A 16,200-nucleotide genomic window follows, 5' to 3' on the forward strand; every position below is an offset into this window, starting at 1 on the left:
GCATGGCAAGGCTCGGACTCGGATCAAGGAATCAAGTAATTGGCGGCGAGGGGAGGGCAAGGGTCAACCCCCGTTGCTGTTGTGCACAAAATGTGCGAAAAAAATCAGGAAAATTCGGTAATGAACACACTACAGCGGCAATGCTGCCTATGATGTTTGTTCGCCAGTCTGCTGAAGCCAGGTAGCAACCTGTCTTGAGAAGATTGCCATCCCATTCATACACAAGGCCGTCATCTCGGTTCCGGTGGCATGTACACCGCAAGCGGATAGTTCGGCCAGACGATTCGACAAAGGAAACAGGACATGACGGAGCTGGACAAGGATCTTCCCCTACGTGCCGACCTGGCGCGGCTGGACCGCCTGTTGGGCGAGGTATTGCATGCCCAGGAAGGCCCCGAGGTGTATCAGGAGGTGAAAGCCATTGCCGTGCGCACGCCGGAACAGCGCGCGCTGCCGCTGCCGGCCAGCCTGTCGCCCAAGGCCACCACCGCACTGGTGCGCGCCTGTGGCCTGTATGCGCAGCTGTTTAATATCGCGGAAGACCTGCACCACACCCGTCGTCGTCGTGCGCACCAGATTGCCGGTTCGCGGCCGCAGCAGGGCAGCCTGAACCGGGCGCTGGCGCGGCTGAAGGAAGACGGCGTCAGCTTTGCCCAGCTGGCGGCAACGCTGGAGGATGCCTATGTCGGCGCCATCCTCACGGCCCACCCCACCGAGGTACAGCGCCAGAGCGTGCTGGATGGCCACCGCGCCGTGCGCAAATTCCTCAGCCAGCTGGGTTCGCCCGACATCACCCCCGAGGAAGAAAGCGAGCTGGATGGCAAGCTCAAGCGGGTGATCCTGTCCATGTGGCAAACCTCGGAAATCCGCCATTTCAAATTGTCGGTGGAAGATGAAATCAAGAACGGCGTGGCCTACCACCCGATGACTTTCTTCTCCGCCCTGCCACGGCTGTATCAGCGCCTGGGCAAGGAAGTGGAAACGGCCTGGGGCCAGACGCCGACGCTGCCGCCGTTTATCCGTGTCGGTAGCTGGATCGGTGGCGACCGCGACGGTAACCCCAATGTCAACGCCGCGGTCTTGCGCCACGCCTTCACCCTGCAAGCCACCCAGGCTTTCGAACAATATCTGGCTGAGCTGGCAGCCCTGTACCGCGAGCTGTCGCTGTCCGAGCGCCATGTCGCGGTCAGCCCGGCCTTGCAGGCGCTGTCCGACCAGACGCCGGACAACAAGGAAAGCCGCGAGCAGGAGCCTTACCGCCGCGCCCTGGCCACCATCGAAGCCCGCCTGCTGGGCAAGGCGGCCGAACTGGGACTGGCAGTACGTGGTCGCTGGCCGGTGGGTGAGCCCTATGCCGATATCGCGGCGTTTCAGGCCGACCTCGCCACCGTGGCCGATTCGCTTATCGCCCATGGCAGTGACCTGCTGGCTGATGGCCGCCTGGCACGCCTGCGCCGTGCGGTGGAAGTGTTCGGCTTCTTCCTGATGCCGGTGGACCTGCGCCAGTTTGCGGGCATGCACGAGGCGGTGGTGAGCGAGCTGTTCTCCAGTGCCGGGCTGGAGCATTACCCGGCGCTGGACGAGGCCGCGCGCATCCGTGTGCTGCTGCGCGAATTGTCCACCCCGCGCCTGCTGTATTCGCCGTATCTGAGTTACAGCGCCGGTACCGAAAAAGAGCTGGCCATCTTCCGCGAAGCAGCGCTGATCCAGCAGCAATTCGGCAAGGAAGCCATCAGTCAGAGCATCATTTCCAATTGCGCCACCGTCAGCGATATCTTGTCGCTGGCGTTGATCCTGAAGGAAACCGGCCTGATCCGGCTGGAAAACGGCATGCCGGTATCCACCATCAATGTGGTGCCGCTGTTCGAAACCATTGCCGACCTGGTGGCCGCCACCGACATCATGGACACGCTGTTTGCCCTGCCGTGGTACCAGCTGCTGCTGAAGAGCCGCGGCATGATGCAGGAAGTGATGCTGGGCTATTCCGACAGCAACAAGGACGGTGGTTATCTCACCAGCCAGTGGGAGCTGTACAAGGCCGAGCAGCGGCTGGTGCAGAGCTTCGACAAGGCGGGCGTCAAGCTGCGGCTGTTCCACGGCCGTGGCGGCTCGGTGGGGCGTGGCGGTGGCCCGTCCTTCGAGGCCATCATGGCGCAGCCGGCCGGCAGCGTGGCCGGGCGTATCCGCATTACCGAGCAGGGCGAGGTGATTGCCTCCAAGTATTCCGACCCGGATATTGGCACGCGCAACCTGGAAGCACTGGTAGCAGCCACACTGGAAGCCAGCCTCACCAATCACCCCAGCTGCGAAGCGGATGGCGAAGTATTCGACGAGCTATCCGAGGCCGCGTTCAAGGCCTACCGCCAGCTGGTGGAAACCGAAGGCTTCATGCAGTACTTCCTGGAAGCCACGCCGATCAACGCCATTGCCAAGCTCAACATCGGCAGCCGCCCGGCCTCGCGCAAGAGCCTGGCTTCCATCAAGGACCTGCGCGCCATCCCCTGGGTATTCTCCTGGTCGCAGTCGCGGGTGATGCTGCCGGGCTGGTTCGGTTTCGGCTCGGCCGTGGCCGGCTTCATTGCCCGCCATGGCGACGCCGGGCTGGCCCGCCTGCAGGGTCTGTACCGTACTTCGCCGTTCTTCCAGGTGATTCTGTCGAATATGGAACAGGTGCTGGCCAAGGCCGACCTGGGCATCGCCCGTCGTTTTGCCGGACTGGTGAGCGACCGGGCGCTGGCCGAGCAGTTGTTCGGCCAGATCGAGGCAGAATGGCTGAAAACCCACGATGCTTTCTTCGCCATCAGCGGCCAGAGCAGCCTGTTGCAGCAGAACCCCACCCTGCACCGCAGCCTGGAAACCCGTCTGCCCTATCTGGATGCACTGAACCTGCTGCAGGCCGACCTGCTGCAGCGCCTGCGCGAAAATCCGGACGATGCCGAAGCGCTGTACGCCATCCATCTCACCATCAACGGCACCTCGGCCGGCCTGCGCAACAGCGGCTGATCGCCCATGCCGCTGGGAAATGACAACAAACCGTCACCTTCGGGTGGCGGTTTTTCTTTGGGGTAGGCAGCGCATGAGCAGTGCCGGTGCCGGATGGGCATATCGAAGTGGCAGCAGCAATGGCACGCGACACTTTTTAATATCGGCAGACTTGTTTCCCCCCGAACGTCCTGCATCCGGAGCTACCATGTCCACTCGTTTTCCCCATTTGCTGTCACCGCTGCAGATTGGCAGTGTCACCTTGCGCAACCGCATCGTTTCCACCGGCCACGATACCGTGCTGCCGGTGGACTGCCAGGTCAGCCCGGCGCTGATTGCCTATCATCAGGCGCGGGCACGGGGCGGTGTCGGCCTGATCGTGCTGCAGGTGTCCGGTGTGCATGAGAGTGCGCTTTACACCTCGCACGCGCTGATGGCTACCGACGATGGCTGTATTGCGGGCTATCGGGCACTGGCCACGGCGGTGCAGGCCGAGGGGGCAAGGGTATTTGCCCAGCTGTTTCATCCCGGCAGTGAAATCATGGAAACCGCCGATGGCATGCAGGCGGTGGCTTATTCTGCTTCCCGCTGTGCCAGCGAGCGCTTTCATGTGGTGGCACGGGCGCTGACCAAGGCGGAAATTGCTGAAATCGTGGCGGGCTATGCTGCGGCGGCACGGCGTATCCGCACGGCCGGCATAGATGGCGTGGAGATCGTGGCCAGCCATGGTTATCTGCCGGCGCAGTTTCTCAATCCTCGGCTCAACCAGCGCAGCGATGGCTATGGCGGCGATGCCGCGGCCCGGTTGCGCTTTTTGCGCGAGGTGGTGGCGGCGATCCGCGCTGAGGTGGATGCGGACTGCGTGGTGGGCTTGCGCATTTCCGCCGGGGAGTGCGATGCGGAGGGGCTGGAGGAGGGCGAAGCGCTTGCGGCCTGCATCGCCATGCAGGCCGAGCTGGATTATGTCAGCCTGGTGGCCGGTACCTCGGCCAGCCTGGGCGGTGCGGTGCATATTGCCCCACCCATGGCCTACCCGGCAGCCTATCTGGCCGAGCAGGCCAGGCGCTTCCGCCGGCAACTGGTCATTCCGCTGCTGCTGGCCGGCCGGATCAACCAGCCACAGGAAGCAGAGCAATTGCTAGCCGATGGCGTGGTGGATGCTTGTGGCATGACGCGGGCGTTGATCTGCGACCCGGAACTGCCCAATAAGGTGGTACTAGACCAGGCCGATGTCATTCGCGCCTGTATCGGCTGTAATCAGGCCTGTATCGGCCGCTTTCACCGTGGCTTGCCGATTTCCTGCATCCAGAACCCGGTATCCGGGCGCGAACTGCAATTTGGCACGCTGACTCCAGCAGCAAGACCACGGCGGGTGATGGTGGTGGGCGGTGGGCCGGCCGGGATGAAGGCGGCGGTGATCGCCGCGCAGCGTGGCCACCAGGTTACGCTGTATGAGGCGGGCAACCAGCTGGGTGGGCAGGTATTGCTGGCGCAGCAACTGCCGGGGCGGGCCGAGTTTGGTGGCCTGCTCACCAATCTGCAATACGAGCTGCAACAGGCGGGTGTGCAGGTGGTGCTGGGCCAGATGGTAGACCGGGCGCTGGTGCTGCAGCAGGAGGCTGAGGTGCTGATTCTGGCGACCGGCGCGCGTCCTGCGCCGCCCCGGCTGGAAATCAGTGGCGGCATGCAGATACTGGATGGCTGGGCGCTGCTGCGTGGTACTCGTCCGGGTAGCCGGGTAGTGGTGGCGGACTGGCGCGCCGACTGGGTTGGGCCGGGGCTGGCGATCCGGCTGGCGCAGAGCGGTCATCAGGTTACGCTGGCGGTGAATGCCACCCATATGGGTCAGGCACTACAAATGTATGTGCGCGACCAGCTGGCGGCCCAGTTGCATCGGCTGCAGGTGACCATCATCCCCTATGCCCGACTGTATGGGGTGGACGAGGACACGGTTTATCTGCAACACACCGCCAGCGAGGAAGCCATGCTGTGCGAGGGCATCGACACGCTGGTGCTATGCCAGCCACTGCAGCCGGTGGATGGCTTGCGGCAGCAGCTGGACGGCTTGGCTCTGGAGATCCATGCCATTGGCGACTGTCTGGCCCCGCGCACCGCCGAAGAGGCCATTTACGAAGCCACCCGGCTGGCCTGGCGGCTCTAGCCGCGCACAGGGCTAAACCAGCTGCAGGCGGCCGCCTTCGTTCTTCAGGTGCGGGATCAGTGCATCGTCCTGATGTACGGCCAGCACATTGACGCCGGCCGAATACAGCTGGTAGCCCAGCGCTTCTAGCCAGGGGCGGATTACCGTCATGTCGGACTTGATGATTTCCATGAAAATCAGCGGCCGGCAGCGGCGGATGGACTGCTCCGCGCCTTGCAGCACCTGATCCTCCATGCCTTCTACGTCGATCTTGATGAAGTCGATGCGCTGCAAGCCCAGTGAGTCCAGGCTGACCAGATCGATGCGGATGGTGCGGTGCTGGTAGTCCAGTGCCTGGCCGATGAATTCATTGCTGGCGGATTGCTGCAACTCCACGCTGCCGAAGGAGCCAGGGCGCAGGTAGTCCGGTTCGGGGATGTCGATCTGCCCGCAGCTGGCCCCCACCGCCGAGTTGAGCGCATTGACGTTCAGGCAGTTGTTGAGAGCGATATTGCCGCACAGGGCGTAGTAGATTTTTTCCTGCGCCTCAAAGGCAACGACATGGCCCCAGGTGTACATGAAACGGGCCATTTCGATGGTGTGCACACCGATATTGGCACCGCAGTCGATGGCCAGCACGCCTTCGCCCCGGTCGCGCAGGCAGCTGGCCAGCAAGGCCAGCACGAAGTCCACTTCTTCCTGTTCGTAGCCGCTTTGCGTCATCAACTGGTAGCCGACACCATAGGATTCGCCGTCGGAAGGGGCGAAGTCGTTACGGTTGACGATCATGCTGCCGTGATTGGTGGACAGCAACATGAAGGGAGCGGGGCGCGGAATGTTTTTCATGGCCAGGGTCTGTCAGAAGAGATAGCGGCGATTATGCCGTACTGTGCCGGTGATGACAGATCAATGTTGTGCCCGGCTTGCCTGTTCCATGCGCTGGTCAGGCACCAGCCACCACAGCGCCAGCAGGCCGTAGACGGCAGCCCCCAGCCAGCTTTGGTAAAACGATAGCCCGATGCCGGCCAGGTAGAACCAGGGCGACAGCCTGCCTTTCAGGTCGCGGCCCAGGGCCCGGGTCATGACTTCGCGGTTGCCTGGCACGCACAGCAGGGTGCGCTGCATCAGATACCAGGCCAACGCGGACATCAGCAGCACCACGCCGTACAGGGCCACCGGCAGCGCAGCCATATGATTTTCCCCCATCCAGCCGGTGACGAATGGCAGCAGCGACAGCCAGAACAACAGGTGCAGATTGGCCCATAGCACGCGTCCGTCCACCTGACGCACCACGTGGTAGAAATGGTGGTGATTGTTCCAGTAGATGCCGACATAGACAAAGCTCAGCACATAGCTGAGGAAGACCGGCCACAAGGCGGTCAATGCCGCCAGGCTGGTGTCGTGCGGGACTTTCAATTCCAGCACCATGATGGTGATGATGATGGCGATCACACCATCGCTGAAGGCTTCCAGGCGGTTTTTGCCCATGGTGGCTCCCTAGTGGTTCAGTGCAGCAGTGCAGATTGTTGCTGGGGGGACAAGGGGCGATAGGGCAGGCGCACCAGGGTGTGGTACCGGCCGTCGGCGGCGGCCACCTGCAAGGAGGCCTCGGCATCGTAAAACAGCTCCAGCCGTTCGCGCAGATTGTCCAGCGCCATGCGGTTGCCACGATGCGGCTCACCCTGCCCGGTCAGCGGGTTACTGACGCTCAGCAACAGCTGGCCGCTTTTGAGCTGGGCGCGGATGCGGATCTCGCCGCCAGCGCCGCAGCGCTCCACGCCATGGTGCACGGCGTTTTCCACCAGCGGTTGCAACAGCAGCGGCGGCAGGCTGGCATCCAGGGCTGCCTGTATATCCCATACCACGTTCAGGCGCTGGCCCAAGCGTTCGCTTTCGATGGCCAGATACATCTTGGCCAGCTCGATTTCCCGTTCCAGGCTGGAGGTATGGCCGGGGTCGGCCATCTGCGCGCGAAACAGGTCGGCCAGGTTTTCCAGCACCATTTCCGCCTTTTCCGGCCGCGAGCGGATCAGGGCGATGGCGGCATTCAGGCTGTTGAACAGGAAGTGCGGGCGGATGCGCGCCTGTAGTGCCGCCAGCCGGGCCTCGCCCAGTGCCGGCGATAGTGCACGCTGGCGCAGGCTGAAGTAATGCAGCAGCAAGATCGCCAGCAGGCCGGCCAATAGCGGGCGCTCCAGCCGTGGTAATTCCAGCGGATTGAGCAGGCGCTCCTGCACCAGTACGCACAGCATGCACAGGGCCACCACCAGCCAGCTGCCGCGCTGCTGCCGGGCCAGCCAGGGTGACAGCAGGCCGAGCAGGCCCAGGCTCAGTAGCAGTGATGGCTCCACCCAGCTGGCCCGGCTCAGGATGCGCAGGGTTAGCGTATCGCCGTCCGGCAGGAAAACGGCACTGCATAACAGCAGCAGATTGAGTGACAGCAGGATGCGCAGCATCACCCCCAGATTGCGGAAATCAGGGATGGCAAAGGCCGGGTGTTGTCGCAGAGGCTGGCGCATGGGGTCGGGGGCAAGGGACAGGTAGCTCAATGATAGCAAGCCCCCGTCCGGCCCGGCCAATCAGCGCGGCGGCATTCAGGCGGTGACTGCTTGCCATCTGCCCGGCCGCACCGCCCACAGGCTGGCTGCCACCATCAGCAAACCGCCCAGCCAGCTGCTGACGCTCAGCGTCTCGCCCAGCCACAGCACGGCGAACAGGGCACCGAATACCGGCTCGCTGCCGGTGAGCAAGGCCACCCGGGTGGCACTGCTGTGGCGCAGCGCATAGTTCATGGCGAAAAAGGCGAACAGGGTGCAGCACAACACCAGGAACAAGATATCCCCCCAGAACGCTGCCTGTTTTGGCAGGGTGGGCAAACCACCGTTCAGGCTGGCCAGCAGCAGGCAGCCCAGGCAGATCAGCAGCCCTTGCAGGCCGGTCAGTGCCAGCGTGGCCACCGGCCGGTCTGCAGTCAGCTTGCGGGTGAGGCTGGTAACGACTGCACGCAGAACCGCGGCCAGCAGGATCAGCAGATCGCCGCTGTTCAGCTGCAAATGAGTAGCACCGCTCAGCAGCCAGGCACCGCAGAGTGCAGCTGCCGCCGCCAGCAGCGCATCGCGCCCCGGCTGTTGCCCCAGCAACAGCCATTCGGCAAAAGGCGTCAGCACCAGGCATAGGCTGATCAGAAAGGCGGCATTGGCCGCCGTGGTATGGGCGATGCCATAGGTCTCACACAGGAAAATCGCCAGCAGGCCCAGCCCCAGCGGCAGGGCCGCGCCCAGGGTGGCGCGACGGACGGCAGGGTCGGCCAGAGCGCGCTGGGCTGGCAACAGCAGCAGGAAGCTCAGGCCGAAGCGCAGCGCCAGTACACCCAGCACCGGATAAAACTGCAGCGCCTCCTTGGCCAGCCCGTAACTGCTGCCCCATACCATGGCGACCAGCAGCAGCAACAGGTCGGGCAGGCCGGGGTAACGTTGATGCAAGGGGTGGCGGCTGTGCATGGCGGGCTTTCATTGTCGGGTCAGTGCGTTCATTATTATTATTTGCTCATGGCTTGATAATCGCTGTTGTCGGAACAGGAGTTGTGCGTAATGGGAACAAATAGCTTGATAGCCATGCTGCCGGACATGGCGGTATTTGTGCTGGTGGTGGAGCGTGGCAGTTTTTCGGCGGCGGCACGGCAACTGGGCATGACGCCATCGGCGCTCAGCCGCCAGGTAGCACGGCTGGAGGCAGCGCTGGGGGTGCGCTTGCTGGAGCGCACTACCCGCCAGTTGCGGCTGACCGATGCCGGGCAGGCCACGCTGGCACGCTGTCGCAGCATGCTGGATGCCGCCGACGAAGCGGTGCAACTGGCCCAGCAACAACATGCCCGGCCGCAGGGCCGGGTGCGTATCAGCATGCCCAAGGCCTTTGGCCGCTTTGTGGTGGCACCGCTGATGCCGGCCTTCCTCGCCAGTTATCCACAGGTGGATGTGGAGCTGTTCATCAGCGACCGCGATGTCGACCCATTGGCCGAGGGGCTGGACCTGACCGTGCGGGTGACCGACACCCCGCCGCCGGGCATGGCCGGGCGGCCCTTGCTGCCGGTGCGCCAGTTGCTGTGTGCCTCGCCGCAGTATCTGGCTACACATGGCCGGCCGGCTCACCCACGCGATCTGACCCAGCACCTGTGTCTGTACCTGGCCGAGCATGAGGCCGACAAGCGCTGGCAGCTGCGCCGTGGCAACGAACAGCTGACGGTGGCGGTGAGTGGCCGCTATGCCACCAATCACAGCGAACTGCGGCTGCAAGGCGTGCTGGCCCACCTGGGCATTGCACCCTTGCCGCACTTTACCGCGCAGGCCGCGCTGGCGGCGGGGCAGGTGGAAACCGTGCTGGACGATTGGGAGTTCACCACCGCCTATCGCGGCATGGCCTGGCTGCTGTATCCGCCCAATCGCTATCTGGCGCCCAAGGTGCGCGTGCTGATTGACTATCTGGCTGACAAGCTGGGCGCGAAAACGTCGCCATGACACGGTAATGCCACAGCCGGGCAAGACCCGACTCGCCCTGAGGGGAGGCTTTCCCTATAATTGCCGCTGCTGCCTTGGGGTAGCCCAGAACAATCACCGCAGGGAATCATCGAGATGCAAGAAAGCCATGCCTGGTCCGGTCGCTTCAGCGAACCGGTTTCCGAACTCGTCAAGAAATACACCGCCTCGATCGACTTCGACAAACGTCTGGCCGAATTCGACATCGAAGGCTCGCTGGCGCACGCCGCCATGCTGAACAAGGCGGGTGTGCTGTCCGATGACGACGTGGCGGCAATCCGACGCGGCATGGCTGAAATCCTGGACGATATCCGCGCCGGCCGGCTGGAGTGGAGCGTGGATCTGGAAGACGTGCACATGAATGTGGAACGTCGCCTTACCGACAAGATTGGCGATGCCGGCAAACGCCTGCACACCGGCCGTTCGCGTAATGACCAGGTGGCCACCGACATTCGCCTGTGGCTGCGCGCGCAGATCGACGCCATCGTCGGCTTCATCGCCGAGCTGCAAACCAGCTTGCTGGAACTGGCGGAAAAGCATGCTGACACCGTGATGCCGGGCTTCACCCACCTGCAAGTAGCCCAGCCGGTGACCTTTGGCCACCACATGCTGGCCTATGTGGAAATGCTGGCACGCGACGCCGAGCGCATGAGCGACTGCCGCAAGCGCGTCAATCGCCTGCCGCTGGGCGCTGCCGCACTGGCCGGCACTACCTTCCCCATCGACCGCCATTACACAGCCCAGCTGCTGGGTTTTGACGATGTGTGCCACAACTCGCTGGACGCCGTGTCCGACCGTGACTTTGCCATCGAATTCACCGCCGCCGCCAGCCTGGTGATGGTGCACCTGAGCCGCCTGTCGGAAGAGCTGATCCTGTGGATGAGCCCGCGTGTCGGCTTCATCGACATCGCCGACCGCTTCTGCACCGGCAGCTCCATCATGCCGCAGAAGAAAAACCCGGACGTGCCAGAACTGGTACGTGGCAAATCCGGCCGCGTGGTAGGCCACCTGATTGCGCTGGTCACCCTGATGAAGGCGCAGCCGCTGGCTTACAACAAGGACAATCAGGAAGACAAGGAACCCTTGTTCGACACCGTGGACACGCTGATCGACACCCTGCGCATCTACGCTGACATGATGCGTGGCGTCACCGTGAAGCCGGAAGCCATGCGCGCCGCCGTGCTGCAGGGCTTTGCCACTGCCACCGACCTGGCCGACTACCTGGTGAAGAAGGGCCTGCCCTTCCGCGACAGCCACGAAGTGGTGGCCCTGAGCGTGCGCTATGCCGAAGGCCGTGGTGTGGATCTGGCCGATCTGTCGCTGGACGAACTCAAACAGTTCAGCCAGCTGATCGAGCAGGACATCTACCAGGTGCTGACGCCAGAAGGCAGCCTGGCCCAGCGCGACCATGTTGGCGGTACTGCGCCTAATCAAGTGCGTGCCCAGATTGCCCGCCACAAGGCAAGACTGGCCAGTTGAACAGTTAATACTGTTTAAAACCAAACCGCCGCTCTCGGCGGTTTTTTATTGGCCTACAGTGGGACCTGTGATGAATTTTCAGCGGGGGTTCCGTGCAATTTCCTTCCATCGAGCCGCTGGGGCGCAGCCAGCGCATCCTGCTCACCATGCTGCCCGGGCTGGCCTTGTTGATGCTGGGCGGCCTGTTGATGCTTTACCAGTTTCATGCGGGCATCCAGCACTCGTTGGAAGTCCAGCTTGCCGACAAGCTGGAAAAGATCGAGCAGATAGTGGATCAGGCCCAGCGCACCGGCGAGAGCATGCTGCAGCAGCCCAGCCTGGACTGCCAGCTGATCTATCCGGAAATGCGCCGCCAGGCCACCGCCCAGCCCTATGTCCGTTCGATGCGGCTGATTGATCACGTTGGCAGGGTATATTGCGATTCGGTGATTGGCTGGCATGCACCTGCCTATTCGCAGGAATACCCGCGCACGGAGCGGCTGCAATTATGGCGCGGTAACCGTTTGTCGCCCTGGCACCCCTTGCTGATGTTGTGGTTAGAGGCGAAGCGCGCTGATGTCAGCGGTATTCAGGTCGTGGTGGATAGTGACTATCTCAAGGACCGGCTGGCGCATCTGGAGCGGGATTCCTGGTTTTATCTGCATATTGGCGACCGCTGGCTGGACGAAAACGGCAGCATGACCTTCCCACAGGCCCGCCCTTACTGGCAGCAACGCAGTCTGGCATCCACACGTTATCCATTGGCCGTGGTCATGGATTACTCCATGCCCAAAATGCTGCTGCAACGGCTGGGCCAAGAGCCGGACCAGCTGATTTTGCTGCTGCTGTTCAGCTGCACTTTCAGCTGGGGCTTTCATCGCCTGCTGCTGCGCAGCGGTGCCCCCAGCCGCGAATTGCAACGGGCGGTGCGCCAGCAGGAGTTCATTCCTTACCTGCAGCCGCTGGTCGATACCCAACATCTGCAGTGGTGCGGGGTGGAGGTGCTGATGCGCTGGCATCATCCACTTGATGGCATGGTGCTGCCGGAGTTGTTCATCCCCTTTGCCGAGAGTACCGGCCATATCGTGGCGATGACCCGCTCACTGATGCAACAGACTGCCGCCCAGTTGGGCGCGCTCACTTTGCCGGCCGGTTTTCAGATCAGTATCAATGTCAGTGCCGCCTATGTGGCCGATGGCTCCTTGCCGGCCGACTGCGCCGCCTTTCTGTCGGCTTTCCCGCCTGGCAGCATCCGGCTTACCCTGGAGCTGACCGAGCGTGAGCTGATCACCACCGGCCCCGACACCGATGCCCTGCTGGTGCAACTGCACGATCTGGGTGTGCGCATTGCCATCGATGATTTCGGCACCGGGCATTCCAGCTTGTCCTATTTGCAGAAAATGGATGTGGATGAGCTGAAGATAGACCGCAGCTTTGTGGCTGGTATCGGCAGTGACAGCCTGTCGGCAGATATCCTGGACAGCATTTTGCAGCTGGCGGCCAAGCTAGGGCTGACGGTGGTGGCAGAAGGGGTGGAGTGCATGCAGCAGGAAGATTATCTGCGTCAGCACGGCGCACACCTGTTGCAAGGCTACCGCTATGCGCGGCCCATGCCGATCAGCGAGTTCCTGCTGCGTCCCGAATGGCATAATAGGCCTTCCGAACCGCGTACCCGCGCCCATGCCGAGGTACACCCCTAACTGATGCAAAGCCCACACATGACTCTCCCCGTTATCGGCGTGGCCGGCGTAACCGTCCCCGGCGCCCTTGATTGCCTGTCCAAGCTGCACCAGCTTTCTGCCAGCCTGTGCGGTGGCCATCATCATCACCCGCGTTTCGTGCTCGACCAGCCAGACTTCGGCGTGGTGCATGCCGCCCAGCTACAAGAGCGCTGGGACATCGTGGAAGACTCCATCGTCGGTTCGTTGCAGCGACTGGCGGTGGCCGGGGCGCAACTGGCGGTGATTCCGGCCAATACCGTGCATTGCCGTATCGACGGCATCCGCCAGCGCTCCCCCGTGCCGGTGCTGAGCATGCTGGATGTGGTGGCGGCCGATTGCCAGCACCGTGGTTTGCGCCGGGTGGGTGTGCTGGGCACGCGCTGGACCATGCAGTCCCATCTTTACCGTGCGCCGTTTACCGCCGTGGGCATCGAAGAGTGCATTCCGGACCCGGCGCAGCAGGCCATGCTGCAGCAGGTGATCTTTGACGAGCTGGTGCCCACCGGCAGGGCCAGTGCGGATGGCCTGCGCCAACTGCTGCAGGTGGTGGCTGGCTTGCGTGCTCAGGGCTGTGATGGCCTTGCCCTGGCCTGTACCGAGCTGCCGCTGGTGCTGGACGAGGCCAATTGCGGCATGCCGGCAGTGGATACCACGGCGGTACTGGCTGCAGCAGCCATGCAGGCCGCGCTCGGCTAGTGTGGCCGCGTGTTGTACGAATACGGCTTTCGCCAAAGGCTTGTGGCGGGTCAAGGGCGGATTGGTGCAAGCATTTGCCCTTTGACCGAAAAATATGTTAGTAACTAAACATGATTTTCGGAATCGAATCCCTATGAGCCGCTCACCCCGTCACGACAAGATTCTGCAGCTGGTCCGCGAAAACGGCTTCATGCCGATCGAAGAGCTGGCCAGACTGCTCGATGTCACGCCGCAGACCATCCGGCGCGATATCAACCAGCTGTGTGAAGAAAATTTGCTGCGCCGTTACCATGGTGGTGCTGCCCTGGGCAGCAGCGTGGAAAACGAGGATTACTTTGCGCGCAAAGGAAAATTCCAGAGCGAAAAGGCACATATTGCCGACATGATTGCCGGCAGCATTCCCGACCATGCCTCGCTGTTCATGAGCATCGGTACCACCATCGAGGCGGTGGCGCAGGCGCTCACCATTACCCACAAGGGCTTGCGTGTCATCACAAACAATATCCATGTGGCCTCCATCATGTCGGCCAATCCGGATTTCACCGTGATGATCACCTCCGGCGTGGTGCGTGCTTCGGATGGTGGCATCACCGGGGTGGCCACGCTGGACTTCATCAACCAGTTCAAGGTGGATTACGCCATCATCGGCGTGTCCGGTATCGAGACCGATGGCTCGCTGCTGGATTTCGACTACCGCGAAGTGCGCGTGGCGCAGGCGATGATGGCCAATGCCCGTCACCGCTACCTGGCTGCTGACCACAGCAAGTTTGGCCGCAATGCCCTGGTGCGCATGGGGCATATCAGTGAATTCCACACCGTGTTTACCGATGCCGAGCCGCCAGAGTCGCTGGCCAAGCTGTTGGAAGAACACAATGTCAGGTTGATCCTGGCCGACGCAGTCTGAGCGGGCTGGTGCGATTGCACTACCCTGTTGAAGATGAAAAACGCCCGCTTAGCGGGCGTTTTGCTTGAGTGAGGGCGAAGCCGGACTCAGGCTTCTGTTTCGCGCCGCGACAGCGGGACATGTTCCGGCGAATAGCCTTCCACCCGGTTGCGCCCCAGCCGCTTGGCCTGGTACAGCATGTCGTCTGCCTGCTGTACCAGCTGGGTAGTGTCCTCGGCGGTAGCCAGCGAGCTGATGCCGACGCTGAAGGTCTGGTGGAAGGTTTGCTGGTTGCTGCGCTGCTCGATCTGGGAAAAGGCCTGGCGCATGGCATTCATGATGCGCAGTGCGTCTTCCTGACGGGTGCCGGGCAGCACGATGGCAAACTCTTCGCCGCCATAGCGGCTGATCAGGTCGGAACGGCGCAGCCGCTCTTTCAGGAAACGCGCCAGATTCACCAGCACCTCGTCGCCAGCCGGGTGGCCATAGGTATCGTTGATGGTCTTGAAGTGGTCCAGATCCAGCATGACCAGCGACAGCGCACGCTGGTCGCGCTTGGCGCGCAATACTTCGTATTCCAGCTGGGCATACAGATGAGAGTGGTTGAGCAGGCCGGTGAGGCTGTCGTTGATCATGTAGGAACGCAGCTTGCGGTAGCGGCGGGCGCGGTTGATCACCGTCACCACCAGCTCCTCCGGCGCCACCGGCTTGGTCAGGAAGCCATCTATACCCAGTGTCAGGGTGTCCAGCTGAATCGACTGACGCTTTTCCACCGACAGGAACAGGATGGGAATCCCGTCCAGCAAGCGTTGCTGGCGGATGATCTGCGCCAGCTCCATGCCGTTGCACTCCGGCATGTACATATCCATCAGGATCAGGTCCGGGCGGAATTGCACGATGCCGTCCAGCACCCGTGCCGGGTCGGTCACCTGCAGCGCATCCACGCCATGGCTGTTCAGCACATTGGCGTACAGGCCGGCCAGCGAGGCCATGTCTTCCACGATCATTACCCGCAGCGGATCGCGCTTTTCGCCAAGGTCGCCAAAACTGAGGTTGTCGATCAGCTCGTGCGCCAGCAGCGGCCAGGCCAGAAAGCCGGCCGCACCGGCCCGCACCGCCAGCAGGCGGGCTTCGAAGTCGTAGCGTGAGGAGCAAAACAGCAGCGGGCACAGGCCGCGTATGGTGTCGGCCAGCGCCATGATGGGGTCGCCGGCCGTGAAGTCGGTATAGGCCACTACGGCTGCCGGTGTGGCCTCCTGCAGCGCCTGGGCCAGTTTGGATGCCTGGTACATGGTCTGCACCATGAAGCCATAGCAGGACAGCTGCTCGCTCAGATTGCTGGCTTCCTCGCTGGGCGGCATCCACAGATAAACCAGATGCGGACCCTGCTGCATCAATCCGCCGCTGAAGTGCTCCGGTAACAGCTGGCGGCCCTCCATCATGGCCAATTGGCTGACGATGCCCAGATGGTGGCGTAGCGCACCATAGCGTTCGGTTTCGCCCGGGACGGTGTCGTTCTGCAACAGCCACAGCTGTAGCAGGTCGCGCAGTGCCACACATTCCGGCAGCAGTTGCGCGGCGTCTTCGCCTTGAATGTAACGTTCCAGATTGCTGACCAAGGACAGCAGGTGTGCGGCCAGCGAGCGGTCCCAGCGGGTTACCAGCATGTGGCCAATACGGTCGATCTCGCGTGCCGCGTGCTCTCTTGCCGAAATATTTGCGTTGCTTTCCAGCGTCATGGTGAATACCCGCTTCCTGCCGACATGCGAATTGTTATGTAAAGACGAG

At 62.6% G+C, this 16,200-nt stretch carries 12 protein-coding genes; 7 read left to right on the forward strand and 5 right to left on the reverse strand.

What is annotated here, in order from left to right; translation table 11 throughout:
• Positions 1-303 precede the first annotated feature (303 nt).
• Complete coding sequence (gene ppc / locus H2Z84_RS15150) at positions 304-3,003, forward strand: phosphoenolpyruvate carboxylase (protein WP_181836729.1); 2,700 nt, start codon at positions 304-306, stop codon at positions 3,001-3,003.
• A 187-nt stretch (positions 3,004-3,190) separates the two neighbouring features.
• Complete coding sequence (locus tag H2Z84_RS15155; protein WP_181836730.1) at positions 3,191-5,143, forward strand: oxidoreductase; 1,953 nt, start codon at positions 3,191-3,193, stop codon at positions 5,141-5,143.
• A gap of 12 nt (positions 5,144-5,155) precedes the next feature.
• Here the strand turns inward: H2Z84_RS15155 and H2Z84_RS15160 are convergent, their stop codons facing one another.
• The 4 genes from H2Z84_RS15160 to H2Z84_RS15175 form a co-directional block, all read right to left on the reverse strand.
• Positions 5,156-5,968, reverse strand: a complete 813-nt coding sequence (locus H2Z84_RS15160) for an FkbM family methyltransferase (RefSeq protein ID WP_181836731.1) — start codon at positions 5,966-5,968, stop codon at positions 5,156-5,158.
• A gap of 60 nt (positions 5,969-6,028) precedes the next feature.
• On the reverse strand, positions 6,029-6,610 hold the full coding sequence (locus tag H2Z84_RS15165; protein ID WP_181836732.1) for a TMEM175 family protein: 582 nt from the start codon (positions 6,608-6,610) through the stop codon (positions 6,029-6,031).
• Positions 6,611-6,627: 17 nt separating this feature from the next.
• Positions 6,628-7,641, reverse strand: a complete 1,014-nt coding sequence (locus H2Z84_RS15170) for a sensor histidine kinase (protein ID WP_220272866.1) — start codon at positions 7,639-7,641, stop codon at positions 6,628-6,630.
• Positions 7,642-7,716: 75 nt separating this feature from the next.
• Entirely contained in the window at positions 7,717-8,622 is a 906-nt protein-coding gene (locus tag H2Z84_RS15175) for a DMT family transporter (protein WP_181836733.1), read from the reverse strand.
• 90 nt (positions 8,623-8,712) lie between these two features.
• Between H2Z84_RS15175 and H2Z84_RS15180 the strand changes: the two genes are divergently transcribed.
• From H2Z84_RS15180 to H2Z84_RS15200, 5 genes are all read left to right on the forward strand, one after another.
• Positions 8,713-9,636, forward strand: a complete 924-nt coding sequence (locus tag H2Z84_RS15180; protein WP_181836734.1) for a LysR family transcriptional regulator — start codon at positions 8,713-8,715, stop codon at positions 9,634-9,636.
• 114 nt (positions 9,637-9,750) lie between these two features.
• Complete coding sequence (gene argH, locus H2Z84_RS15185; protein ID WP_181836735.1) at positions 9,751-11,133, forward strand: argininosuccinate lyase; 1,383 nt, start codon at positions 9,751-9,753, stop codon at positions 11,131-11,133.
• A gap of 92 nt (positions 11,134-11,225) precedes the next feature.
• Positions 11,226-12,812 carry an EAL domain-containing protein gene (locus tag H2Z84_RS15190; RefSeq protein WP_181836736.1) on the forward strand — a complete coding sequence of 529 codons (1,587 nt, stop codon included), beginning with the start codon at positions 11,226-11,228 and terminating at the stop codon, positions 12,810-12,812.
• 18 nt (positions 12,813-12,830) lie between these two features.
• The gene (locus tag H2Z84_RS15195) at positions 12,831-13,529 is read left to right on the forward strand and encodes an aspartate/glutamate racemase family protein (protein ID WP_181836737.1); all 699 of its coding nucleotides are present in this window, start codon (positions 12,831-12,833) and stop codon (positions 13,527-13,529) included.
• 133 nt (positions 13,530-13,662) lie between these two features.
• The gene (locus H2Z84_RS15200; protein WP_059286917.1) at positions 13,663-14,433 is read left to right on the forward strand and encodes a DeoR/GlpR family DNA-binding transcription regulator; all 771 of its coding nucleotides are present in this window, start codon (positions 13,663-13,665) and stop codon (positions 14,431-14,433) included.
• Between the two features lie 86 nt (positions 14,434-14,519).
• On the opposite strand, the gene H2Z84_RS15205 is transcribed toward H2Z84_RS15200, so the two are convergent.
• Positions 14,520-16,151: a GGDEF domain-containing protein gene (locus H2Z84_RS15205; protein ID WP_258869428.1), complete on the reverse strand. Its 1,632-nt coding sequence runs from the start codon at positions 16,149-16,151 to the stop codon at positions 14,520-14,522.
• Positions 16,152-16,200 lie beyond the last annotated feature (49 nt).

The sequence above is a fragment of the Aquitalea aquatica genome (genome assembly GCF_013911085.1).
Classification (GTDB): Bacteria; Pseudomonadota; Gammaproteobacteria; order Burkholderiales; family Chromobacteriaceae; genus Aquitalea; species Aquitalea aquatica.

Excerpts from the sequence above, each read along its gene's own strand:
- ppc (WP_181836729.1), top strand. The coding sequence starts at position 304 with ATGACGGAGCTGGACAAGGATCTTCCCCTACGTGCCGACCTGGCGCGG.
- H2Z84_RS15155 (WP_181836730.1), top strand. The coding sequence starts at position 3,191 with ATGTCCACTCGTTTTCCCCATTTGCTGTCACCGCTGCAGATTGGCAGT.
- H2Z84_RS15160 (WP_181836731.1), bottom strand. The coding sequence starts at position 5,968 with ATGAAAAACATTCCGCGCCCCGCTCCCTTCATGTTGCTGTCCACCAAT.
- H2Z84_RS15165 (WP_181836732.1), bottom strand. The coding sequence starts at position 6,610 with ATGGGCAAAAACCGCCTGGAAGCCTTCAGCGATGGTGTGATCGCCATC.
- H2Z84_RS15170 (WP_220272866.1), bottom strand. The coding sequence starts at position 7,641 with ATGCGCCAGCCTCTGCGACAACACCCGGCCTTTGCCATCCCTGATTTC.
- H2Z84_RS15175 (WP_181836733.1), bottom strand. The coding sequence starts at position 8,622 with ATGCACAGCCGCCACCCCTTGCATCAACGTTACCCCGGCCTGCCCGAC.
- H2Z84_RS15180 (WP_181836734.1), top strand. The coding sequence starts at position 8,713 with ATGGGAACAAATAGCTTGATAGCCATGCTGCCGGACATGGCGGTATTT.
- argH (WP_181836735.1), top strand. The coding sequence starts at position 9,751 with ATGCAAGAAAGCCATGCCTGGTCCGGTCGCTTCAGCGAACCGGTTTCC.
- H2Z84_RS15195 (WP_181836737.1), top strand. The coding sequence starts at position 12,831 with ATGACTCTCCCCGTTATCGGCGTGGCCGGCGTAACCGTCCCCGGCGCC.
- H2Z84_RS15200 (WP_059286917.1), top strand. The coding sequence starts at position 13,663 with ATGAGCCGCTCACCCCGTCACGACAAGATTCTGCAGCTGGTCCGCGAA.
- H2Z84_RS15205 (WP_258869428.1), bottom strand. The coding sequence starts at position 16,151 with ATGACGCTGGAAAGCAACGCAAATATTTCGGCAAGAGAGCACGCGGCA.